The sequence below is a fragment of the Paenibacillus oryziterrae genome, assembly GCF_042610485.1.
GTDB lineage: Bacteria > Bacillota > Bacilli > Paenibacillales > Paenibacillaceae > Paenibacillus_AQ.
Genome location: NZ_JBGJZO010000004.1, coordinates 156,274 through 173,046, shown reverse-complemented (window position 1 = coordinate 173,046; position 16,773 = coordinate 156,274). Strand labels below are relative to the sequence as shown.

Sequence of the window (16,773 nt, the reverse complement as noted above, 5' to 3'; positions counted from 1 at the left end):
CAGCATTTTGTGTAATGAAATATAACATTAAATAAAACTAATTCAGGAATAGGGGGAAAAGAGATGTCGACTATTATGAATGAAATTCCTGAAATTCAACTGGAGAATATTGAAATGAGGTATATGACGGAAACGGCTGATGTTCTTGCGCTTCATCAGGTCAGTCTGAATATCGCCAAAGGGGAGTTTGTCTCGCTGCTGGGGCCTTCCGGTTGTGGCAAGACGACGCTGCTCCGGCTGATGGCAGATCTGATTGAGCCGACGGGAGGTAATCTCACGGTTGCCGGGAAAAGCGCAAAGGAAGCGCGATTGGCTCAAAAGTATGGCATCGTCTTTCAAAGCCCTGTGCTTTATGACTGGCGGAAGGTCAAAGACAATATCACGCTCCCGCTGGAGATGACAGGTGTCAAAAAGTCGGTCCGGGAGGATAAAGCGCTGGAGCTGCTTGATTTGGTCGGATTGCAGGGCTTTGCGGATAAATACCCGTGGCAGCTCAGCGGAGGCATGCAGCAGCGGGTGGCCATTGCCAGAGCTTTGTCCATGGAGCCTGAGATTCTGCTCATGGATGAACCGTTCTCCGCACTGGATGAGTTTACCCGCGAGCGGTTGAATGAAGAGTTGCTGTCCGTCTGGAACAAGGTTCAGAACACGATTGTCTTTGTTACCCACAGCATTCCGGAGTCCATCTTCCTTTCTGACCGGGTGTTTGTCTTATCCCCGCATCCGGGGCGCCTGTCTGCTGTTGTTGATATTCCTCTCCCGCGTCCGCGTACTGCAGAGATGCGGAACAGCCCGCAATTCTATGAACTGATCTCCCGCATCCGCGACAGCTTCGAAGGGGTGTAGCGATGAAAGGGAATAGCTTGTTTATTCGAAACCGCCTGCTGCCGCTTCTGGTATGGGTCTTCGGACTGCTGGTCATTTGGGAGGTGGTATCCTGGCTGTTGCTGGAGGTATGGCACGCTCCGCTCGCCCAGTCCAAGCTACCCTATGTGCATGAGGTCATATCCACCTTCTGGCAATATGGAGGTACGCTGCTGAAAGAAGGTGGTGCTACCTTCAGCAGCGCTGGTGTAGGCTTCCTCCTTGGTGCGGCTGCCGGAGTTCTGCTGGCCATTCTGATGAGTGTTTCAAGAATTATTGAGAAGCTCACCTTCCCTTATGCCGTTGCCTCGCAGATGATTCCCATTCTGGGGCTGGCCCCCATCATTTACGGGATTGTTCGCGATGAGCAGATCTCGCGCATTATTATCTCGGGTTATATAACCTTCTTCCCGGTCTCTCTTAACATGCTGCGTGGTCTACGGAGTGTAGATCCTTCAGCGCTGGAGCTGATGCATTCCTACGCTGCTAAACCATGGGCGGTGTACTGGAAGCTGCGCTTGCCGGCATCCCTGCCGGGATTGTTCAGCGGACTGAAGATCGCGGCTCCCCTTGCTGTCACGGGTGCGATTCTCGTTGAACTAATGGGCGCCCAGCATGGCATTGGCGTAATTATGCTGCGCAATCTTTATTACGGCCCCTCGCACACCTACATGTTCTGGTCTACAGTGCTTGTCGGCGCACTTCTCGGTATGATCAGCTACTGGCTGATGAGTCTCATTGAACGCGCGGTGGCGCCTTGGCAGCCGGAATTCCGCCCGAAAGGAGGGAGCCGCTGATGGATAGTAATACTGTCCGCGAAACGGCCTACCTGCCTTCTCCTGATCCTGAAGGTGTCCGCCGTTCCTCTACAGTGGAGGGAAGAGAAGGAATGGAGCTGGGAGTCAAGGCGAAATCAGGCAAGCCTGGTAAGAAGGGAGTGCTGGCCAAATGGCTGAATCCCGGCATCTGGCTGCCGCTGCTCGCTGGAATCCTCTTCCTCGCCTTATGGGAATTCCAGGTCTTTCACAAGCTTTTTGATCTGAAGAAATACCAGCTTCCGCTGCCTTCCGCCATTTGGGAGTCGATGCAGGAGAATTTCAGCCTCCTGTTGTCCTATACGGGCTACACCTTAACGGAAGCGGTGCTGGGAATGCTTGCAGGTTCGGCTATTGGATTCCTGATCGCGTTGGCTGCTACGGCCTGGCCCCGGTGGGGTGGCGGAAGCCTGACGCTAGTGGCTGCCCTGAACGCGGTTCCTATCGTCGCACTGGCTCCGATTATGAATCTGTGGTTCAGTGATGGCATCGGCTCGCGGATTGCGATCGTTACTGCCACAACTATGGCGGCGATGTCTATCAATGCCTATAAGGGAATGGCAGCCATTGACCCGCTCGCGCTGGATCTGATGCATTCCTACGCAGCAAGCAAGCCGAAGGTGTTCCGCTATTTGCGGATTCAGAACAGCCTGCCTTACGTCTTTACTGCGCTGAAGATCAACGCCACCGCTAGTATGATCGGGGCCATCGTCGGAGAATTTTTCTTCTCCTCCCGGGGGCTGGGTTATCTCCTCTCTAACTCGATCAAGGTCGCAAAGATGCCGCTGGGCTGGTCCTGCATTGTGCTGGCGGCTATTGCCGGTGTCCTCTTCTACCTCGTGGTGGAGCGGCTGGAGAAAATCTTTATTAAGTGGCATTCCTCTGCAAGGACATGAAATCATTACATCCGGCTGCAGCGGGTGGAGGAAGGGACGGCTGCGCTGTGTGCTCACGGGTACACAATGCCGCGGCGTTACCGACTCCAAACTCCGCAGCCGTTTGCATAGACACCATGATATCAGCCATACTGTGCGTTTTACGTAAAGACAAAAAAACCGGTAGGGGGAGTTAATTGATGAATCTTAGAAACCGCAAGTCTCGTGGGATGGTGCTTCTTGTACTGCTGATGATGCTCGTGATGACAGTAGTTGCCGGATGCGGAGGGAATAACAATAACAATGCGGCTCCGACTAACGAACCTGCTGCGGCAAATGCCACTACGGAACCTGCTGCCGAAGCGACAACTGAGCCTGCTGCTGATCCGGTAACCGTTAAGCTTCAGTTGAAATGGGTGCCGCAGGCGCAGTTCGCCGGGTATTTTGTGGCTCAGGAGAAAGGTTACTACGCTGAAGAAGGTCTGAATGTGGAGATTCTTCCGGGCGGTCCGGATATTGTGCCGGAGCAACAGGTGGCTGGCGGTTCTGCCGATATCGGTGTGGATTGGGTGGCGAGTCTCTTGACCAGTCAGGAGCAGGAGATGCCGCTGGTACAGATCGCGCAAATCTTCCAGAAGAGCGGACTTGTGCTCGTATCGAAGAAAGATGCCGGAATTAGCACGCCCGCTGATCTGAAAGGCAAAAAGGTCGGCAACTGGATGGGCGGCAATGAATTCGAAATCTTAGCTTTATTCGATAAATATAAGCTCGATTCGAACAAGGATCTGAATTTTACGAAGCAAGGCTTTACGATGGACCAATTCCTGGGCGGAGAGCTGGATGCGGCTTCGGCTATGACCTACAACGAGTATCAGGTTGTGCTGGAATCGGGTATACCGGCAGCCGATCTGAATGTGATTGACATGAATGCCGAGGGTGTGGCGATGCTCGAGGATAACCTTTTTGCCAACAAGGATTGGCTGGCAGAGAACAAAGAGACGGCAGCGAAATTTGTCCGCGCTTCTCTGAAGGGCTGGAAGGATGCCATCGCCGATCCTGAAGCCGCTGTAGATAGTGTAATGAAGCTGGCGGAAGCGGGCAGCACCACCAAAGAGCATCAGCTGACGATGATGAATGAGGTCGCTAAGCTGATTCAGCCGGAAGGCTTTGACGCTGCGAAGATGGGGTACACCGATGCTGCTGCCTTCCAGCAGACCGCTGATATTGCTCTGAAGTTTGGTGTAATTAAAACGGCTTCCAAGGTAGATGAGGCCTATACGAACGAGATCGTGGAAATGGCCAGCAAGTAATAGTGTAGCGGAGCATAGGATTCAAGGGATGGCCGTCATTTTGGCGGTCATCTCTGTTCTCAAGGGTGCATATGTACAAGAGCGGAAGAAGAGAGGTGCTGGGATGTCTTTACTGGTAACACATGCGGAGCGAATCAAGAATTTCGTAGGCGGAGTCTGGGTGGAATCTTCCTCGGGGAGAGATGAGAAAGTATATAACCCGGCGACGGGCGAGGTGCTTGGCTTTGTGCCGATCTCCGGACGTGAAGAGCTGGATTTCGCAGTTCAGGCTGCAAGTCTGGCATTTGAGTCGTGGAAAAGAGTAGCTGTACCGCGGCGTGCCCGTTACTTCTTCCGGTATCAGCAGCTGCTGATCGAGCATTGGAATGAGCTGGCGGAGTTAATTACGCTGGAGAACGGCAAAAGCCTGGAGGAAGCCTATGGCGAAGTGCAGCGTGGGATTGAGTGTGTAGAGTTTGCGGCGGGCGTTCCAACGCTGATGATGGGCAGCCAGCTGCCAGACATCGCTACCGGAGTGGAATCGGGGATGTACCGGTATCCTCTGGGCGTTATTGGCGGCATCGCACCCTTCAACTTCCCGATGATGGTGCCCTGCTGGATGTTTCCGCTGGCGATTGCCTGCGGGAATACCTTTATCCTGAAGCCTTCCGAACGTACGCCGCTGCTCGTGAACCGGCTCGGGGAGCTGTTCGCGGAGGCGGGGTTTCCGCCCGGGGTGCTGAATATCGTACACGGCGCGCATGATGTGGTGAACGGCCTGCTGGAGCATGAGGACGTTAAGGCGATTTCCTTTGTCGGGTCACAGCCGGTGGCAGAGTACGTATACAAGACCGGAACCTCGCATGGCAAAAGAGTGCAGGCGCTGGCTGGTGCTAAAAATCATTCCATTGTACTTCCGGATGCCGATCTGGACAATGCCGTGAGGAATATAGTGTCTGCGGCCTTCGGCTCTGCCGGGGAACGCTGCATGGCCTGCTCCGTGGTGGTAGTCCACGAGACTATCGCTGATGAACTGGTGGAACGGCTGAAGACGGCCGCCGATGAACTGAAAATCGGCAACGGTCTGGAGCCGGGCGTATTTCTCGGTCCGGTCATCCGCCAGTCAAACAAGGAGCGGACATTGATGTATATCGAGACTGGTGAACGCGAGAATGCTGTACTGGTGCGGGATGGGAGGAAGGATCAGGCAACAGCTGGCAGCGGCTATTTTATCGGGCCGACGATATTTGATCATGTGACCCCGGAGATGGTGATCTGGAAGGATGAGATCTTCGCGCCGGTGCTGGCAGTCGTCCGCGTCAAAAACCTCGACGAGGCTATAGCTGTGACGAACCGGTCGCCGTTCGCGAACGGGGCCTGCATCTATACAGACAGTGCAAGTGCCATCCGGGAATTCCGGGAAGAGATTGATGCGGGCATGCTGGGCGTGAACCTGGGTGTGCCTGCACCAATGGCTTTCTTCCCTTTCTCGGGCTACAAGAAGTCGTTCTATGGCGATCTGCATGCCAATGGCCGTGACGGGGTAGAGTTCTATACCCGCAAGAAGATGGTGACCGCACGGTATTGAGGCTCTTCTAGGAGTGCAGAGACTGAAGGTCCTACGACCCGGCGGTACTGAGTTTATCACTAAATGGAGTTTGAGAGGAGAGAGTGCCTTGCAAAGTACAGGATCTGACAATGAGCTGCTCGTCGCCAAGGATCAGAAATATTTATGGCATAATATCACCCCTTACAGTGAGGCGAATCCGCCGATGATTGCAGCTTCCGCGAACGGTTCGTGGGTTACCGACGTTCACGGGAACCGGTTTCTGGACGGGATGTCCGGGCTGTGGTGCGTCAATGTGGGATACGGGCGGAAGGAGTTGGCTGAGGCGGCCTACAATCAGCTGCTGACCTTGCCTTATTTCCCGCTGACCCAGAGCCATGAACCGGCGATTGCGCTCGCGGAGAAGCTGAATGAATGGCTGGGCGATGATTATGTGATCTTCTTCTCCAACAGCGGGTCGGAAGCGAATGAAGCCGCCTTCAAAATGGCCCGCCAGTATCAGCAGCAGATCGGGCAGCATTACCGCCATAAATTCATTGCCCGCTACCGGGGATATCATGGCAGCTCGCTTGGGGCCTTATCGGCCACGGGCCAGGCGCAGCGGAAATATAAATATGAGCCGCTCAGCGGCGGGTTCCTGCATGTCGCCCCGCCGGACAGCTACCGGCGTCCTGCCGGGATGACGGTGGAGGAATTCAATCTGCAGTGTGCGCAGGCGATCGAGGATACGATCATTTGGGAAGGCGTAGAGACGGTAGCTGCGGTTATTATGGAGCCGGTCATCACAGGCGGCGGCGTGATCGTGCCGCACCAGGTGTATCTTGACCGGGTACAGGAAATCTGCCGCAAGCATGGCGTGCTGCTGATTATTGATGAGGTTATTTGCGGGTTCGGACGCTCCGGGCGTAAATTCGGCCATCACAATTATAATGTGAAGCCGGATATCGTCACCATGGCGAAGGGGTTGACCAGTGCTTATCTGCCGTTGTCCGCAACAGCCGTACGTAAGGATATTTATGAAGTGTTCAAGGATAACAGCGATGACTACGGTTATTTCCGGCATGTGAATACCTTTGGCGGCAACCCGGCGTGCTGCGCGTTGGCACTCCGCAATCTTGAAATTCTGGAGCAGGAGAAGCTGGTTGAACGTGCGGGTCTTCTGGGGGCAAAGCTAAACCAGGAGCTATCCGGACTCCTGGACCATAAGCTTGTTGGTGATGTGCGCAGTTTCGGACTTGTGACAGGGGTAGAACTGGTTGAAGACAAGGTCAGCAAGAAACCGGCCGATCTGGATACAGTGAAGGCGATTATCGCCAAGTGCAAAGCCAAAGGGCTCATTATCGGCAAAAACGGCGACACGGTTGCCGGCTATAACAATGTGCTGACCTTTGCCCCGCCGCTGTCTTCGACCGATGATGACCTGCAGTTTATTGTGGACACGTTCAAATCTGTAATGAGCGGGAGCTAGGCAAGGTGAGTTTATCGGGGTACAGGAACTGATAGGCGCGCAGTGCTACCTGGATAGAGATCCGGTTCTCCGGTGACATGAAATCCTCGCCGAGCAGCTCTGTGATTTTATCCAGTCGGTAATACAGCGACTGTCGGACAATGAACAAATTGCGGGCGGCGATCTGCTTGGAGCCGTCGTGGTCCAGATACACCCGCAGGGTCAGCATCAGCTCGCTCCCTTTGGTCTGGTCATGGTCAATGAGAGGTCCAAGGTAGCTGCGGATAAAAGCTTGGAGCGTCTTGCCGTCGTTCAGGCTGAGCAGCAGCTGGAACACGCCGAGTTCATCGTAGAACAGTAGGGATTTGTGGTAACAGGGATATAACGATAAGGCCTGGACGGCTTCCTGATAGCCGGCATAGGCATGCTTGAGACCTGTATGGGACTTGCCGACTCCAATGATGAGATGCAGGTCCTTCAGTTTTTCATCGGAACGGATGTGTTGAAGGGAGTCCAGCGCTTGCTGCAGTCTCGGTTTGCCGGGGAGCTTGGACTGGATATCCAGTGTAATGACAGTAAGGCGGTTGTTCTTCAGTGTGATGAGCGGACGGAGTGAATATTTCTCGAAGATGGAACGCAGGATCAGTGACAAGTGAAAGGTGATGGATTCCCAATCATTCTCCGAGCTGTTCCACCGTACATCCCGCGGGTTCTCGATTTCGATCAGGCAGATCCGGTAAGGCAGCTCATTTACGGTATTGAAGTCGGGTCCGACGAGGCTCTTCAGGCGGTTATCATCCTCAATGCGGCCGTTGATCAGCTCATCGACCCACAGGTTCTCCGAAAAAAGCTTGCGCTCTTCCATGTACCGTGTACGCAGCAGCTCCTGTGCAATAGACAATGAGGCGGAATCCAGCAGCAGATAGTCGAATTCCTGCGGCTTGTGATTGCAGATCATGACGATATAAGCCCAAGTCTGGTCCAACGCTCCCACCGGCTTAATCAGCATCTTCTTATTCCCGTATTCGCGCAAGATCGGCGCCGCGTCCGGCTGGCTTCCCTCCATTTCTTCTCCGAAGGCAGTGAACGCGCGAAGCAGAGGTGCTTGTTCCTCCGGAGACAGTGCTGGGAAGAACAACGGTTTCCCTTGAAGCTGCACGAAAGCGATTTGTGACCGGGTGCTTTTGCATAAAAGCTGCAGTACTTTGAGTGCACCTTGAGAGGTTAGGGTTAGGCGGTGAAATTCGCGGGAGATACTCTCCAGCTCCTGGAGCATCCGGTGATGGCGGTTGATGATGAGAGAATGAAGATCCATGGTGATGTCGATAAAACGGACTGTGCGGGTGAAGATAATCAGCGGGAAATCATGACGATCAGCCAGCTCTATAAGTTCAGGCGGGACAGAGCTGAAATAGGTACCGATTTCAATGCATAGACAGGCGGCATTCTTGTGAATCAGATTTTCCACAAAAGAAAGTGCGGCTGGCAGATCGAGGCCGATGCCAATTCCTGTAGTTAGAATCATCTCTTCTCCATGGATCAGGCTTTCGAAGCTGGCGCTTTCCAGTACATGTACCCAGCGTATGGAGCGGTTCAGGCCGTTTTTGCCTCCGATCACTTCTGCTTCTGTAAATAGCGGTCTTTTTAATGCATCACGAATGGTAAATACGAGCTCCCAATCCATACTATTCCCCCTCGCTTTTCGCAATCCCTTGTGCTGTTCGTTCTGTGTGTATTCCCGAATCATTCTCGCGCGTAAAAAATTCACTTTTGAAATTAGACATAATGTCTAATGTAACGAAAATATGAATTGACTATAGTTTGAGTATAAGATGTCAGGATATATAACCTCATTGAGTCAAACTTGGTGATTTTTATCCGTCATTATCTTTATCTTACTATACCACAGGCGTAAAGTAAGCAGTAAATTAAGGCATATATCGTAATTGTGTTATATTATATAACATGTATGTACTATGGAAAGGCTCGATGCACGGCGTTGATAAGAAAAATACTGAAGGAGGGATTGCTGATGGGAGATCAAGCTCCATTGACTACATTTACGCCGGATATGTTTATGCGCAATTTTGCGGAGGCCGAGCCGGGTCTGACGCGCAAGGGCGCTATAGATGAGTCGAACCGCTGCCTTTATTGTTATGATGCCCCCTGCATTAAAGCCTGCCCGACGAGTATCAACATCCCCTCTTTTATCAAAAGAATTGCCACGGACAATCTTAAAGGCTCCGCTTATACCATTATGGATTCCAATCCGGTGGGTGCCAGCTGTGCCCGTGTCTGTCCTACGGAAGAGCTTTGTGAGGGTGCTTGCGTGCTGAATGATGCTTCGGCACCGATTCAGATCGGGCTTCTCCAGCGTTATGCCACAGACTGGGCGATGAATAGCGGTGTTCAGCTGTTTAAATCCGGTGAATCCAATGGTAAAAAGATTGCTGTCATCGGCGGCGGTCCTGCTGGCTTATCCGCAGCGCGCGAACTCGCCCGTAAAGGCTTCTCTGTCGTGATCTACGAAGCGAAGGATTTGGCCGGGGGTTTGAACACGCATGGAATCGTATCCTTCCGGCTGCCGCAATCCGTCTCACTGTGGGAAGTGGAGCAGGTGAAGAATTTAGGCGTGGAGATCCGTACAGGAGTCAAGGTAGGTGTAGATATCTCTGCCGAGGAGCTTAAAGCCGAATATGATGCCATCGTACTTGCTGCCGGGATGGGTTATGTTCCACCGCTCGGCATTGAGGGTGAACGTTTGTCAGGCGTGTATGATGCCATTCAACTGGTGGAGTCCACGAAGACGGGTATTCCGACACTGGAACTGATGGGCAAGCGTGTTGCTGTGATTGGCGCTGGAAATACAGCCATTGATGGTGCTACCTGCTCGGTGCGGCTGGGAGCGGCGAATGTGAAGATGGTCTACCGCCGGACCCGCTCGGAGATGACGGCCTATGATTTTGAATATGAGTTCGCCAAGCAGGAGGGCGTGGAGTTCAGCTGGCTTACCCTGCCGAAACGTATTATTGGCGATGAGCTTGGCAATGTCACTGGTCTGGAATGTGTGCAGATGAAGCTGACCGGAGAGACGGGCAAGGATGGGCGCCTCGTTCCCATGCCGGTGGAAGGGTCGGAGTTCGTGATGCCCGTGGATGCAGTGGTCGTGGCCATTGGGCAGCAGCGGCGTACTTCGCTCATCGAAGCCTTCGGACTCCGCCATACATGGGGTGTTGTCGAGATTGACGAACGGACTCATCGGACATCCGATCCGCAGATTTATGCGGCGGGAGATATCGTCTTCGGTTCCGGACAAGGGGAGGCAATGGTGGTATCTGCTGCGCAGCAGGGTAAAGACGCCGCCTATGCCATTGTCCAGCAATTCATGCCGCAGCAGGGCAGCGTGGTCGGATCTGCGGTTTAATTTTTATAAAAATAATTTTTTTAAATGAATTGAAAATTGAAAAATGAAGCGGAAGTAACGAAGGGGAATTTTGGAACTGTAGGAGCGATAGCGACCGCCTTTGTTGCCAGATTTAATCCGCTAAGGATAACAATAAAATAAATCTGGGAACAACAGCGGCCGAAAGTCCAAAGATTCACCGTAGTTACAGCAAGCTGAAATAGATAATTCATCAAGGTATTTAATAAAACAGGGAGGGAACCATCATGGCAGATTTGAGCATTGATCTCGCAGGTATCAAGTCACCTAATCCGTTCTGGCTGGCCTCGGCGCCGCCGACTAATACGGGGTACCAGGTGCAGCGGGCGTTTGAAGCGGGTTGGGGTGGCGCGGTATGGAAGACGCTCGGCGATCCGATTATTAATACCTCGTCCCGTTTTGCCGCGGTCCATTTCAATGGTCAGCGTGTTGCGGGCTTTAACAATATCGAGCTGATTACGGACCGTCCGCTCGAAGTGAACCTGAAGGAAATATATGAAACAAAGAAGAGATTTCCGAATCATGCCATTATTGCTTCCCTTATGGTTGAACCGAATCAGAAAGCCTGGCATGAGATCGTCAAGCGTGTGGAGGCCATCGGTGTAGACGGGCTTGAGCTCAACTTTGGCTGTCCGCACGGAATGGCGGAACGCGGGATGGGTGCAGCCTCCGGACAGCAGCCTGATCTGGTGCAGGCACAGACCACATGGGTGAAGGAAGTCGCGACAACCCCTGTTATTGTGAAGCTTACACCGAACATTACAGATATTACTGTAGTTGCCCGGCATGCGGTCATGGGCGGAGCTGATGCGATTAGTATGATCAATACGATTAACAGCCTAGCAGGGGTCGATATTCACAGCTGGAATACCATTCCCCATGTCGGCGGCCAAGGCGCGCATGGCGGCTACTGTGGCCCTGCGGTGAAGCCGATTGCGCTGAGCATGGTGGCGGAATGTGCCCGCGACAGAGCGGTTGGCGTACCGATATCCGGCATTGGCGGAATCTCCACCTGGCAGGATGTCGTTGAGTTTATGCTTATGGGTGCCACCGGTATTCAGGTGTGTACAGCCGTGATGCACCATGGATTCCGCATTGTCGAAGAGATGATCGATGGACTGAATAACTATCTGGATGAGAAGGGTCTGGCATCGGTCACGGAACTGATTGGCAAATCGGTGCCCAAGTATTCCAACTGGGGTGATCTGGATCTGAACTATAAAGTCGTTGCCCGTATTAACGAGGAGAACTGCATCAATTGCAACAAGTGCCATATTGCTTGTGAAGACGCTTCGCACCAGTGCATTGATATGCTGACGAATGCCGAAGGTAAAAGCATCCTGCAGGTGCGTGAAGAGGACTGCGTAGGCTGTAATCTCTGTTCCATCGTATGCCCTGCTGAAGGCGCCATTGATATGGTTCCGCTGGAGAGCGGGCTTGCTCCGATGACATGGAATCAGCGCTCGAAAGCAATCAGCACGTTAAATGGCTCCTATTCGGAAGCGGAGGTGGTCTAAGGATGAAGAAGGTGATCAAGAACGGAATTATCGTTACGGCGGCAGATACGTATACGGGAGACGTCGTCATGGAGAACGGAATCATTACAGCGATCGGCCTTAATCTGGACACGGAGGGTGCGGAGGTGATCGATGCGGCAGGATGTTATGTATTCCCCGGAGGGGTAGATCCGCATACGCATCTGGATATGCCGTTTGGCGGAACGGTTACATCGGATGACTTCGAGACCGGAACCAGGGCCGCAGCCTTTGGCGGAACGACGACGGTTATCGATTTCTGCCTAACGTCCAAAGGCAAGCCTTTACAGGAGGCCGTAAATACCTGGCACGAGAAATCGCAGGATAAAGCCGTAATTGATTACAGCTTCCACCTGATGGTTTCGGAGCTTAACGACACCGTACTGCAAGAGCTTCCGCAGATTATTGAGAAGGAAGGTATTACGTCTCTAAAAGTGTTCATGGCCTATAAGAATGTCCTCCAGGCGGATGACGGCACCTTGTACAAGACGCTGCAAGCGGCTAAACGCGAGGGTGCGCTAGTTATGGTCCATGCCGAGAATGGCGATGTCATTGATTATTTAGTGGAGCAGGCTTTGGCTGCCGGTAATACCGATCCGATCTACCACGCGTTGACCCGTCCGCCGGAGCTGGAAGGAGAGGCTACCGGTCGTGCCGCCTATTTAACGGAGCTGACCGATTCCCAGCTCTATGTCGTGCATGTGACCTGTGCGGAAGCCGTCTGGAAGATTGCTGAGGCCCGCAAAAAAGGGCTGCGCGTCTATGGCGAGACCTGCCCGCAATATTTGGTACTTGACCAGACGGATTTAGAGAAGCCAAATTTTGAGGGAGCTAAATATGTATGGTCTCCTCCGCTGCGCGAGAAGTGGAACCAGGATGTCCTGTGGGATGCACTCTGGAGCGGTAGCCTGCAGACTATCGGGTCTGACCAGTGCTCATTCAATTTCAAGGGTCAGAAGGAGCTGGGGCTTGGAGACTTCTCCAAAATTCCGAATGGCGGACCTACGATTGAAGACCGCTTCAGCCTGCTGTATTCCGAGGGTGTGGAGAAGGGCCGGATCTCACTGAATAAGTTCGTTGATATCATCGCAACCAGCAGCGCGAAGCTGTTTGGTTTGTTCCCGCAGAAGGGTACGATCGCCGTAGGCAGTGATGCCGATCTGGTAATCTTTGACCCCAATGTGAAGCGGACAATTTCGGCGGAGACCCACCATATGAACGTAGACTATAATGCGTTTGAGGGCTTTGAGATTAAAGGCGAGCCGGTATCCGTACTCAGCCGGGGTGAATTTGTTATCCGCGATAAGGCGTACGTCGGCAAAGCCGGCTCCGGCAAATATCTGCAGCGGAGACGTTTCGGTACAGTCGCGCCGGGACCATCCACAATACAGATCGGGGAAGGAGTGGTCTGATGTCGGCATATGAAGAATTTGCCCGGGAGCAGCGGGACATCGATGAGCTTTTGTTCCGGGGTTATACCATTAAAGCTATCGAGGAGAATCTGGATGGTGCGATAGTAAAGTTCGCCGGAGCTGAGCCCTCACTGGCTACTGCGGAGCTTGTTCTGCTGACGGCAGATGCGCGCAAATATGTGACTTCCCTGCTTATTGCGAACGGGTAGTCTGAAACCACATCTCTATATCATTACATTTCTGGCTGCGGCATCTGCCGCAGTCCTTTTTGTGTATCCGTTGTGTTCTCCGGCTCACCCCGGGACATCTTCAGTTGTCTGTGACGGGAGTCAAACAAGCTTCTAAAAAGTGATGTATAATTGGTGTTGAATGCCACCAAAATGATGAATGATGAGGAGCAGCAGGTTATGTATGTACTGGATGTCACATCCTGGCTGACAGAGGACAATCTGCGGCAAATGCTGGAGCAATACCGTTCCTTCGGGCCGTTTCCCGGCATTATGCTGGCTTTTATGAAATCCTTTGTGCCACCGCTTCCGACGATCGGCATTGTAGGGCTGAATGCAGCCGTCTACGGGCTTTGGCTCGGCTTTTTATACTCCTGGATCGGGCTGATCGGCGGCTGCCTGACCACATTTCTGATTATCCGCAAAATCGCCTCCCACCGTTATCTGCGAAAGTGGGCGAACCGGCCCAAGGTGGCGAAGGCGATGGTCTGGGTTAGGCAGAGCGGCTTCAGCTATGTGTTTTTGCTCAGTCTTTTTCCGGTGGGGCCTTTCGTTGTCATTAATATGGCGGCTGGTCTTGCGGGGATGCGGCTTCGCTCTTACCTGATTGCACTGTGTGCGGGAAAAGCCATTATGGTGTTCGCGGTCTCATACATTGGTAATGATCTGGAACGTTTTATCCGGCACCCGGCCGAGCTTATTTATGTATTCTTGTTTATCGGACTGTCGCTCTGGGGCGTCAAGGCGATCGAGGCCCGGTTCACCAGAGCAGAGAAGAACAGCGGAAAATTGTAAAATAGGCTATCCCTAATAAACGAAAGAGGTGCTGTTCATGCAATATCGCAAGCTTGGGAGTACGGGAATGGATGTATCGGTAATCGGTCTTGGTACCTGGCAGTTCGGGGGAGAATGGGGCAAGGATTTCACCCAGGATGAAGTGGACGCCATGTTGGACAAGGCCGGGGAGCTGGGCATTAATCTGATCGATACGGCAGAATGCTACGGGGATCATCTATCCGAGCGATTCATCGGGGATTATCTATCCCGCCGGAACCGTGAGGAATGGAAGGTGGCGACAAAGTTCGGCCACCATTTCGAGGGGCATCTGCTGAGGGAACAGCTCTGGTCTGCCGATGACGTACTGAAACAGCTGGATGATTCCTTGCGTGCACTCCGCAGCGAGTATATTGACTTGTACCAGTTCCATTCCGGGACAGATCAGGAATTTGATAATGATAAGCTGTGGAGCATGCTGGACAGACAGGTGCAGGCCGGTAAAATCCGCCACTTGGGAATCTCGATCAGTAACTCTAATCCGGGGGTTCACCAGACCTCATCCGCACATGAAGTAGGGGCAGAGGCGATACAGGTTGTATATAACCGGCTGGACCGGAAGCCGGAGGAGAGACTCTTCCCGCTCTGTACAGAGCATAATCTGGGGATACTCGCCCGTGTTCCGCTGGCAAGCGGCTACTTAAGCGGTAAGTATAAGCCGGACGCTGTCTTCCAGGCGGGGGATGTCCGTGCGAACCATAATGCGGATGTGCGGCGGGAACAGCTGCGGACCGTAGCGGAAATCGCTGCGAATGAAGTGCCTGCAGATGTGCCTATGGCGCAGTGGGCGCTCGCGTGGTGTCTCCGGCATCCGGCCGTAACCAGTGTGATTCCGGGCTGCAAAAATGTAGAGCAGGTCATCTCCAATGCTCAGGCTGCGGAGCTGGTACAGATTACAGAGTAAACAAGCTGCATATGTTGTCCGCATTTGGACCTTTCGCGTACTTGTGAACCCATCCGTTAGTGGAGGGATTGTACCTGTAATCTTTGCTCCATTCTCCAATATGGGCTGCAATCTCCTGGACAGCTATTATGATCAGAAAGATTTCTTTGTCTGTCATAATGGGGTGCAGAGAGAGACGGATCCAGCCTGGTTTCAGTGAGTGGTTGCCGCTGAGGAGAGACTCTGAGATGTGAAAGGATTCTTCATGGCCGATGCCGAGCAGATAATGGCCGTAAGGTCCGGCGCAGGAACAGCCCCCGCGGGCTTGGATGCCGAAACGGTCATTGAGCAGCTGGACAACGAGATTGTAATGGATATTCTCCATTGTGAAGGAGACAATGCCCAGTCGCTCCTGATTCCGGGCAGCCAGAAGGTGAAGTCCGGGTATGTCGCTCAGGCCCAACAGCAGTCTTCGGCAGAGCTCGCGTTCCCGGATAGTTATATAATCTGTATTCATTTGATCTTTCAGTTTAAGGCAGAGCGCGGTTCGGATGGCACCCAGAAATCCCGGGGTGCCACCGTCTTCGCGGGCTTCTATATCCCCGGTATAACGTCTCCCGCCCCAAGGGTTCACCCACACGACTGTTCCTCCTCCAGGCTCATCCGGCAGATGGCTGCTATATAACTCAGTATTAAAGATCAGGATCCCGCCTGTACCCGGACCGCCTAGGAATTTGTGCGGGGAGAAAAAGATTGCGTCGAGCCGTTCAAGGTGGTTTGGAGGGTGCATATCGATAGCCGTATAGGGGGCACTTGCAGCAAAATCCACAAAACAATATCCGCCATGCCGGTGCATGACTGCCGCGAGTTTATGGTATGGGGTTTCGATACCGGTCACATTGGAACACGCGGTGAAGCTTCCGAATTTATAAGACCTGTGCCGATATTGCTGCAGGAGGTCATCCAACTGCTCAGGGTCCACCTGTCCGTTAGTGTCCGGAGGGACCATGACCACATCGGCAATGCTCTCCTGCCAAGGCAGCAGGTTGGAGTGATGTTCCATATGGCTGATAAAGATAACCGGCCGGTCCTGCGAAGTATAAGGCGGCTCCCCCTGAAGCCATTCCGGGCATTTCAGGCCGAGAATCCGCTGCAGCTTGTTGATGGCACCTGTAGTGCCATACCCGCAGAAGAGCAGGGCATCCTGCGAAGAAGCGTTGACATGCTGTTTAATAATGCGTCGGGCCTCTTCGTAGGCTAAGGTCATAGTTAGGCTAGTCGTGTTCGACTCCGTGTGCGGGTTAGCCACATAGGGGCCGAACATATCCTGCATCCTTCGCTCGATCGGTTCATACAGGCGCCCGCTTGCCGTCCAGTCGGCGTAGAGCATCGGTATTCTGCCATATGGAGTCGTAATCGAATGCCGGATACCAATCGTATGTTCACGGAATAATCCAAAATGCTCTTGCAGTGAAGCTGGCGTCTCTACCCTAGAGTCCGGGCTGAACCTCAGCATGGGCAATCCCTCCAGGCTGTTTCTTTCTGGACTCAGTATATGCTGTGCTCAGGAAATAGGTTAATGC

The 16,773-nt window shown here is 53.0% G+C and carries 14 protein-coding genes; 12 read left to right on the top strand and 2 right to left on the bottom strand.

Annotated elements, in window-relative coordinates; translation table 11 throughout:
* The first annotated feature begins 63 nt into the window (after nucleotides 1-63).
* The 6 genes from ACAN55_RS07390 to ACAN55_RS07365 all read left to right on the top strand — a co-directional run bounded on the left by ACAN55_RS07390 (nucleotide 64) and on the right by ACAN55_RS07365 (nucleotide 6,878).
* Nucleotides 64-846: an ABC transporter ATP-binding protein gene (locus ACAN55_RS07390; protein WP_379130196.1), complete on the top strand. Its 783-nt coding sequence runs from the start codon at nucleotides 64-66 to the stop codon at nucleotides 844-846.
* 2 nt (nucleotides 847-848) lie between these two features.
* Nucleotides 849-1,661: an ABC transporter permease gene (locus ACAN55_RS07385; RefSeq protein ID WP_379130193.1), complete on the top strand. Its 813-nt coding sequence runs from the start codon at nucleotides 849-851 to the stop codon at nucleotides 1,659-1,661.
* Nucleotides 1,661-2,575: an ABC transporter permease gene (locus tag ACAN55_RS07380; RefSeq protein ID WP_379130190.1), complete on the top strand. Its 915-nt coding sequence runs from the start codon at nucleotides 1,661-1,663 to the stop codon at nucleotides 2,573-2,575. Before ACAN55_RS07385 ends, ACAN55_RS07380 begins: the two co-directional genes overlap by 1 nt.
* A gap of 179 nt (nucleotides 2,576-2,754) precedes the next feature.
* Nucleotides 2,755-3,864, top strand: coding sequence for an ABC transporter substrate-binding protein (locus tag ACAN55_RS07375; protein ID WP_379130187.1), 1,110 nt, complete (start codon nucleotides 2,755-2,757; stop codon nucleotides 3,862-3,864).
* Between the two features lie 103 nt (nucleotides 3,865-3,967).
* Nucleotides 3,968-5,431, top strand: a complete 1,464-nt coding sequence (locus ACAN55_RS07370; RefSeq protein WP_379130359.1) for a CoA-acylating methylmalonate-semialdehyde dehydrogenase — start codon at nucleotides 3,968-3,970, stop codon at nucleotides 5,429-5,431.
* A gap of 88 nt (nucleotides 5,432-5,519) precedes the next feature.
* Nucleotides 5,520-6,878, top strand: coding sequence for an aspartate aminotransferase family protein (locus ACAN55_RS07365; RefSeq protein ID WP_379130183.1), 1,359 nt, complete (start codon nucleotides 5,520-5,522; stop codon nucleotides 6,876-6,878).
* Here ACAN55_RS07365 and ACAN55_RS07360 read toward each other — a convergent pair.
* On the bottom strand, nucleotides 6,853-8,541 hold the full coding sequence (locus tag ACAN55_RS07360) for a PucR family transcriptional regulator (protein WP_379130180.1): 1,689 nt from the start codon (nucleotides 8,539-8,541) through the stop codon (nucleotides 6,853-6,855). The genes ACAN55_RS07365 and ACAN55_RS07360 overlap by 26 nt on opposite strands.
* A 348-nt stretch (nucleotides 8,542-8,889) precedes the next feature.
* On the opposite strand from ACAN55_RS07360, the gene ACAN55_RS07355 reads away from it, so the two are divergent.
* The 6 genes from ACAN55_RS07355 to ACAN55_RS07330 all read left to right on the top strand — a co-directional run bounded on the left by ACAN55_RS07355 (nucleotide 8,890) and on the right by ACAN55_RS07330 (nucleotide 15,211).
* Nucleotides 8,890-10,281 carry an NAD(P)-dependent oxidoreductase gene (locus tag ACAN55_RS07355; RefSeq protein WP_379130178.1) on the top strand — a complete coding sequence of 464 codons (1,392 nt, stop codon included), beginning with the start codon at nucleotides 8,890-8,892 and terminating at the stop codon, nucleotides 10,279-10,281.
* A 245-nt stretch (nucleotides 10,282-10,526) separates the two neighbouring features.
* Nucleotides 10,527-11,816 carry an NAD-dependent dihydropyrimidine dehydrogenase subunit PreA gene (preA, locus tag ACAN55_RS07350; protein WP_379130176.1) on the top strand — a complete coding sequence of 430 codons (1,290 nt, stop codon included), beginning with the start codon at nucleotides 10,527-10,529 and terminating at the stop codon, nucleotides 11,814-11,816.
* Between the two features lie 2 nt (nucleotides 11,817-11,818).
* Nucleotides 11,819-13,246, top strand: a complete 1,428-nt coding sequence (hydA, locus tag ACAN55_RS07345) for a dihydropyrimidinase (RefSeq protein WP_379130174.1) — start codon at nucleotides 11,819-11,821, stop codon at nucleotides 13,244-13,246.
* A complete protein-coding gene (locus ACAN55_RS07340; RefSeq protein ID WP_379130172.1) occupies nucleotides 13,246-13,455 on the top strand; it encodes a hypothetical protein in 210 nt (69 codons plus the stop codon). Before hydA ends, ACAN55_RS07340 begins: the two co-directional genes overlap by 1 nt.
* A gap of 198 nt (nucleotides 13,456-13,653) precedes the next feature.
* On the top strand, nucleotides 13,654-14,268 hold the full coding sequence (locus tag ACAN55_RS07335; RefSeq protein WP_379130356.1) for a TVP38/TMEM64 family protein: 615 nt from the start codon (nucleotides 13,654-13,656) through the stop codon (nucleotides 14,266-14,268).
* A gap of 37 nt (nucleotides 14,269-14,305) precedes the next feature.
* Complete coding sequence (locus ACAN55_RS07330) at nucleotides 14,306-15,211, top strand: aldo/keto reductase (protein WP_379130170.1); 906 nt, start codon at nucleotides 14,306-14,308, stop codon at nucleotides 15,209-15,211.
* Here ACAN55_RS07330 and ACAN55_RS07325 read toward each other — a convergent pair.
* Nucleotides 15,201-16,706, bottom strand: a complete 1,506-nt coding sequence (locus tag ACAN55_RS07325; protein WP_379130168.1) for an aminotransferase class V-fold PLP-dependent enzyme — start codon at nucleotides 16,704-16,706, stop codon at nucleotides 15,201-15,203. The genes ACAN55_RS07330 and ACAN55_RS07325 overlap by 11 nt on opposite strands.
* Between the last annotated feature and the right edge of the window lie 67 nt (nucleotides 16,707-16,773).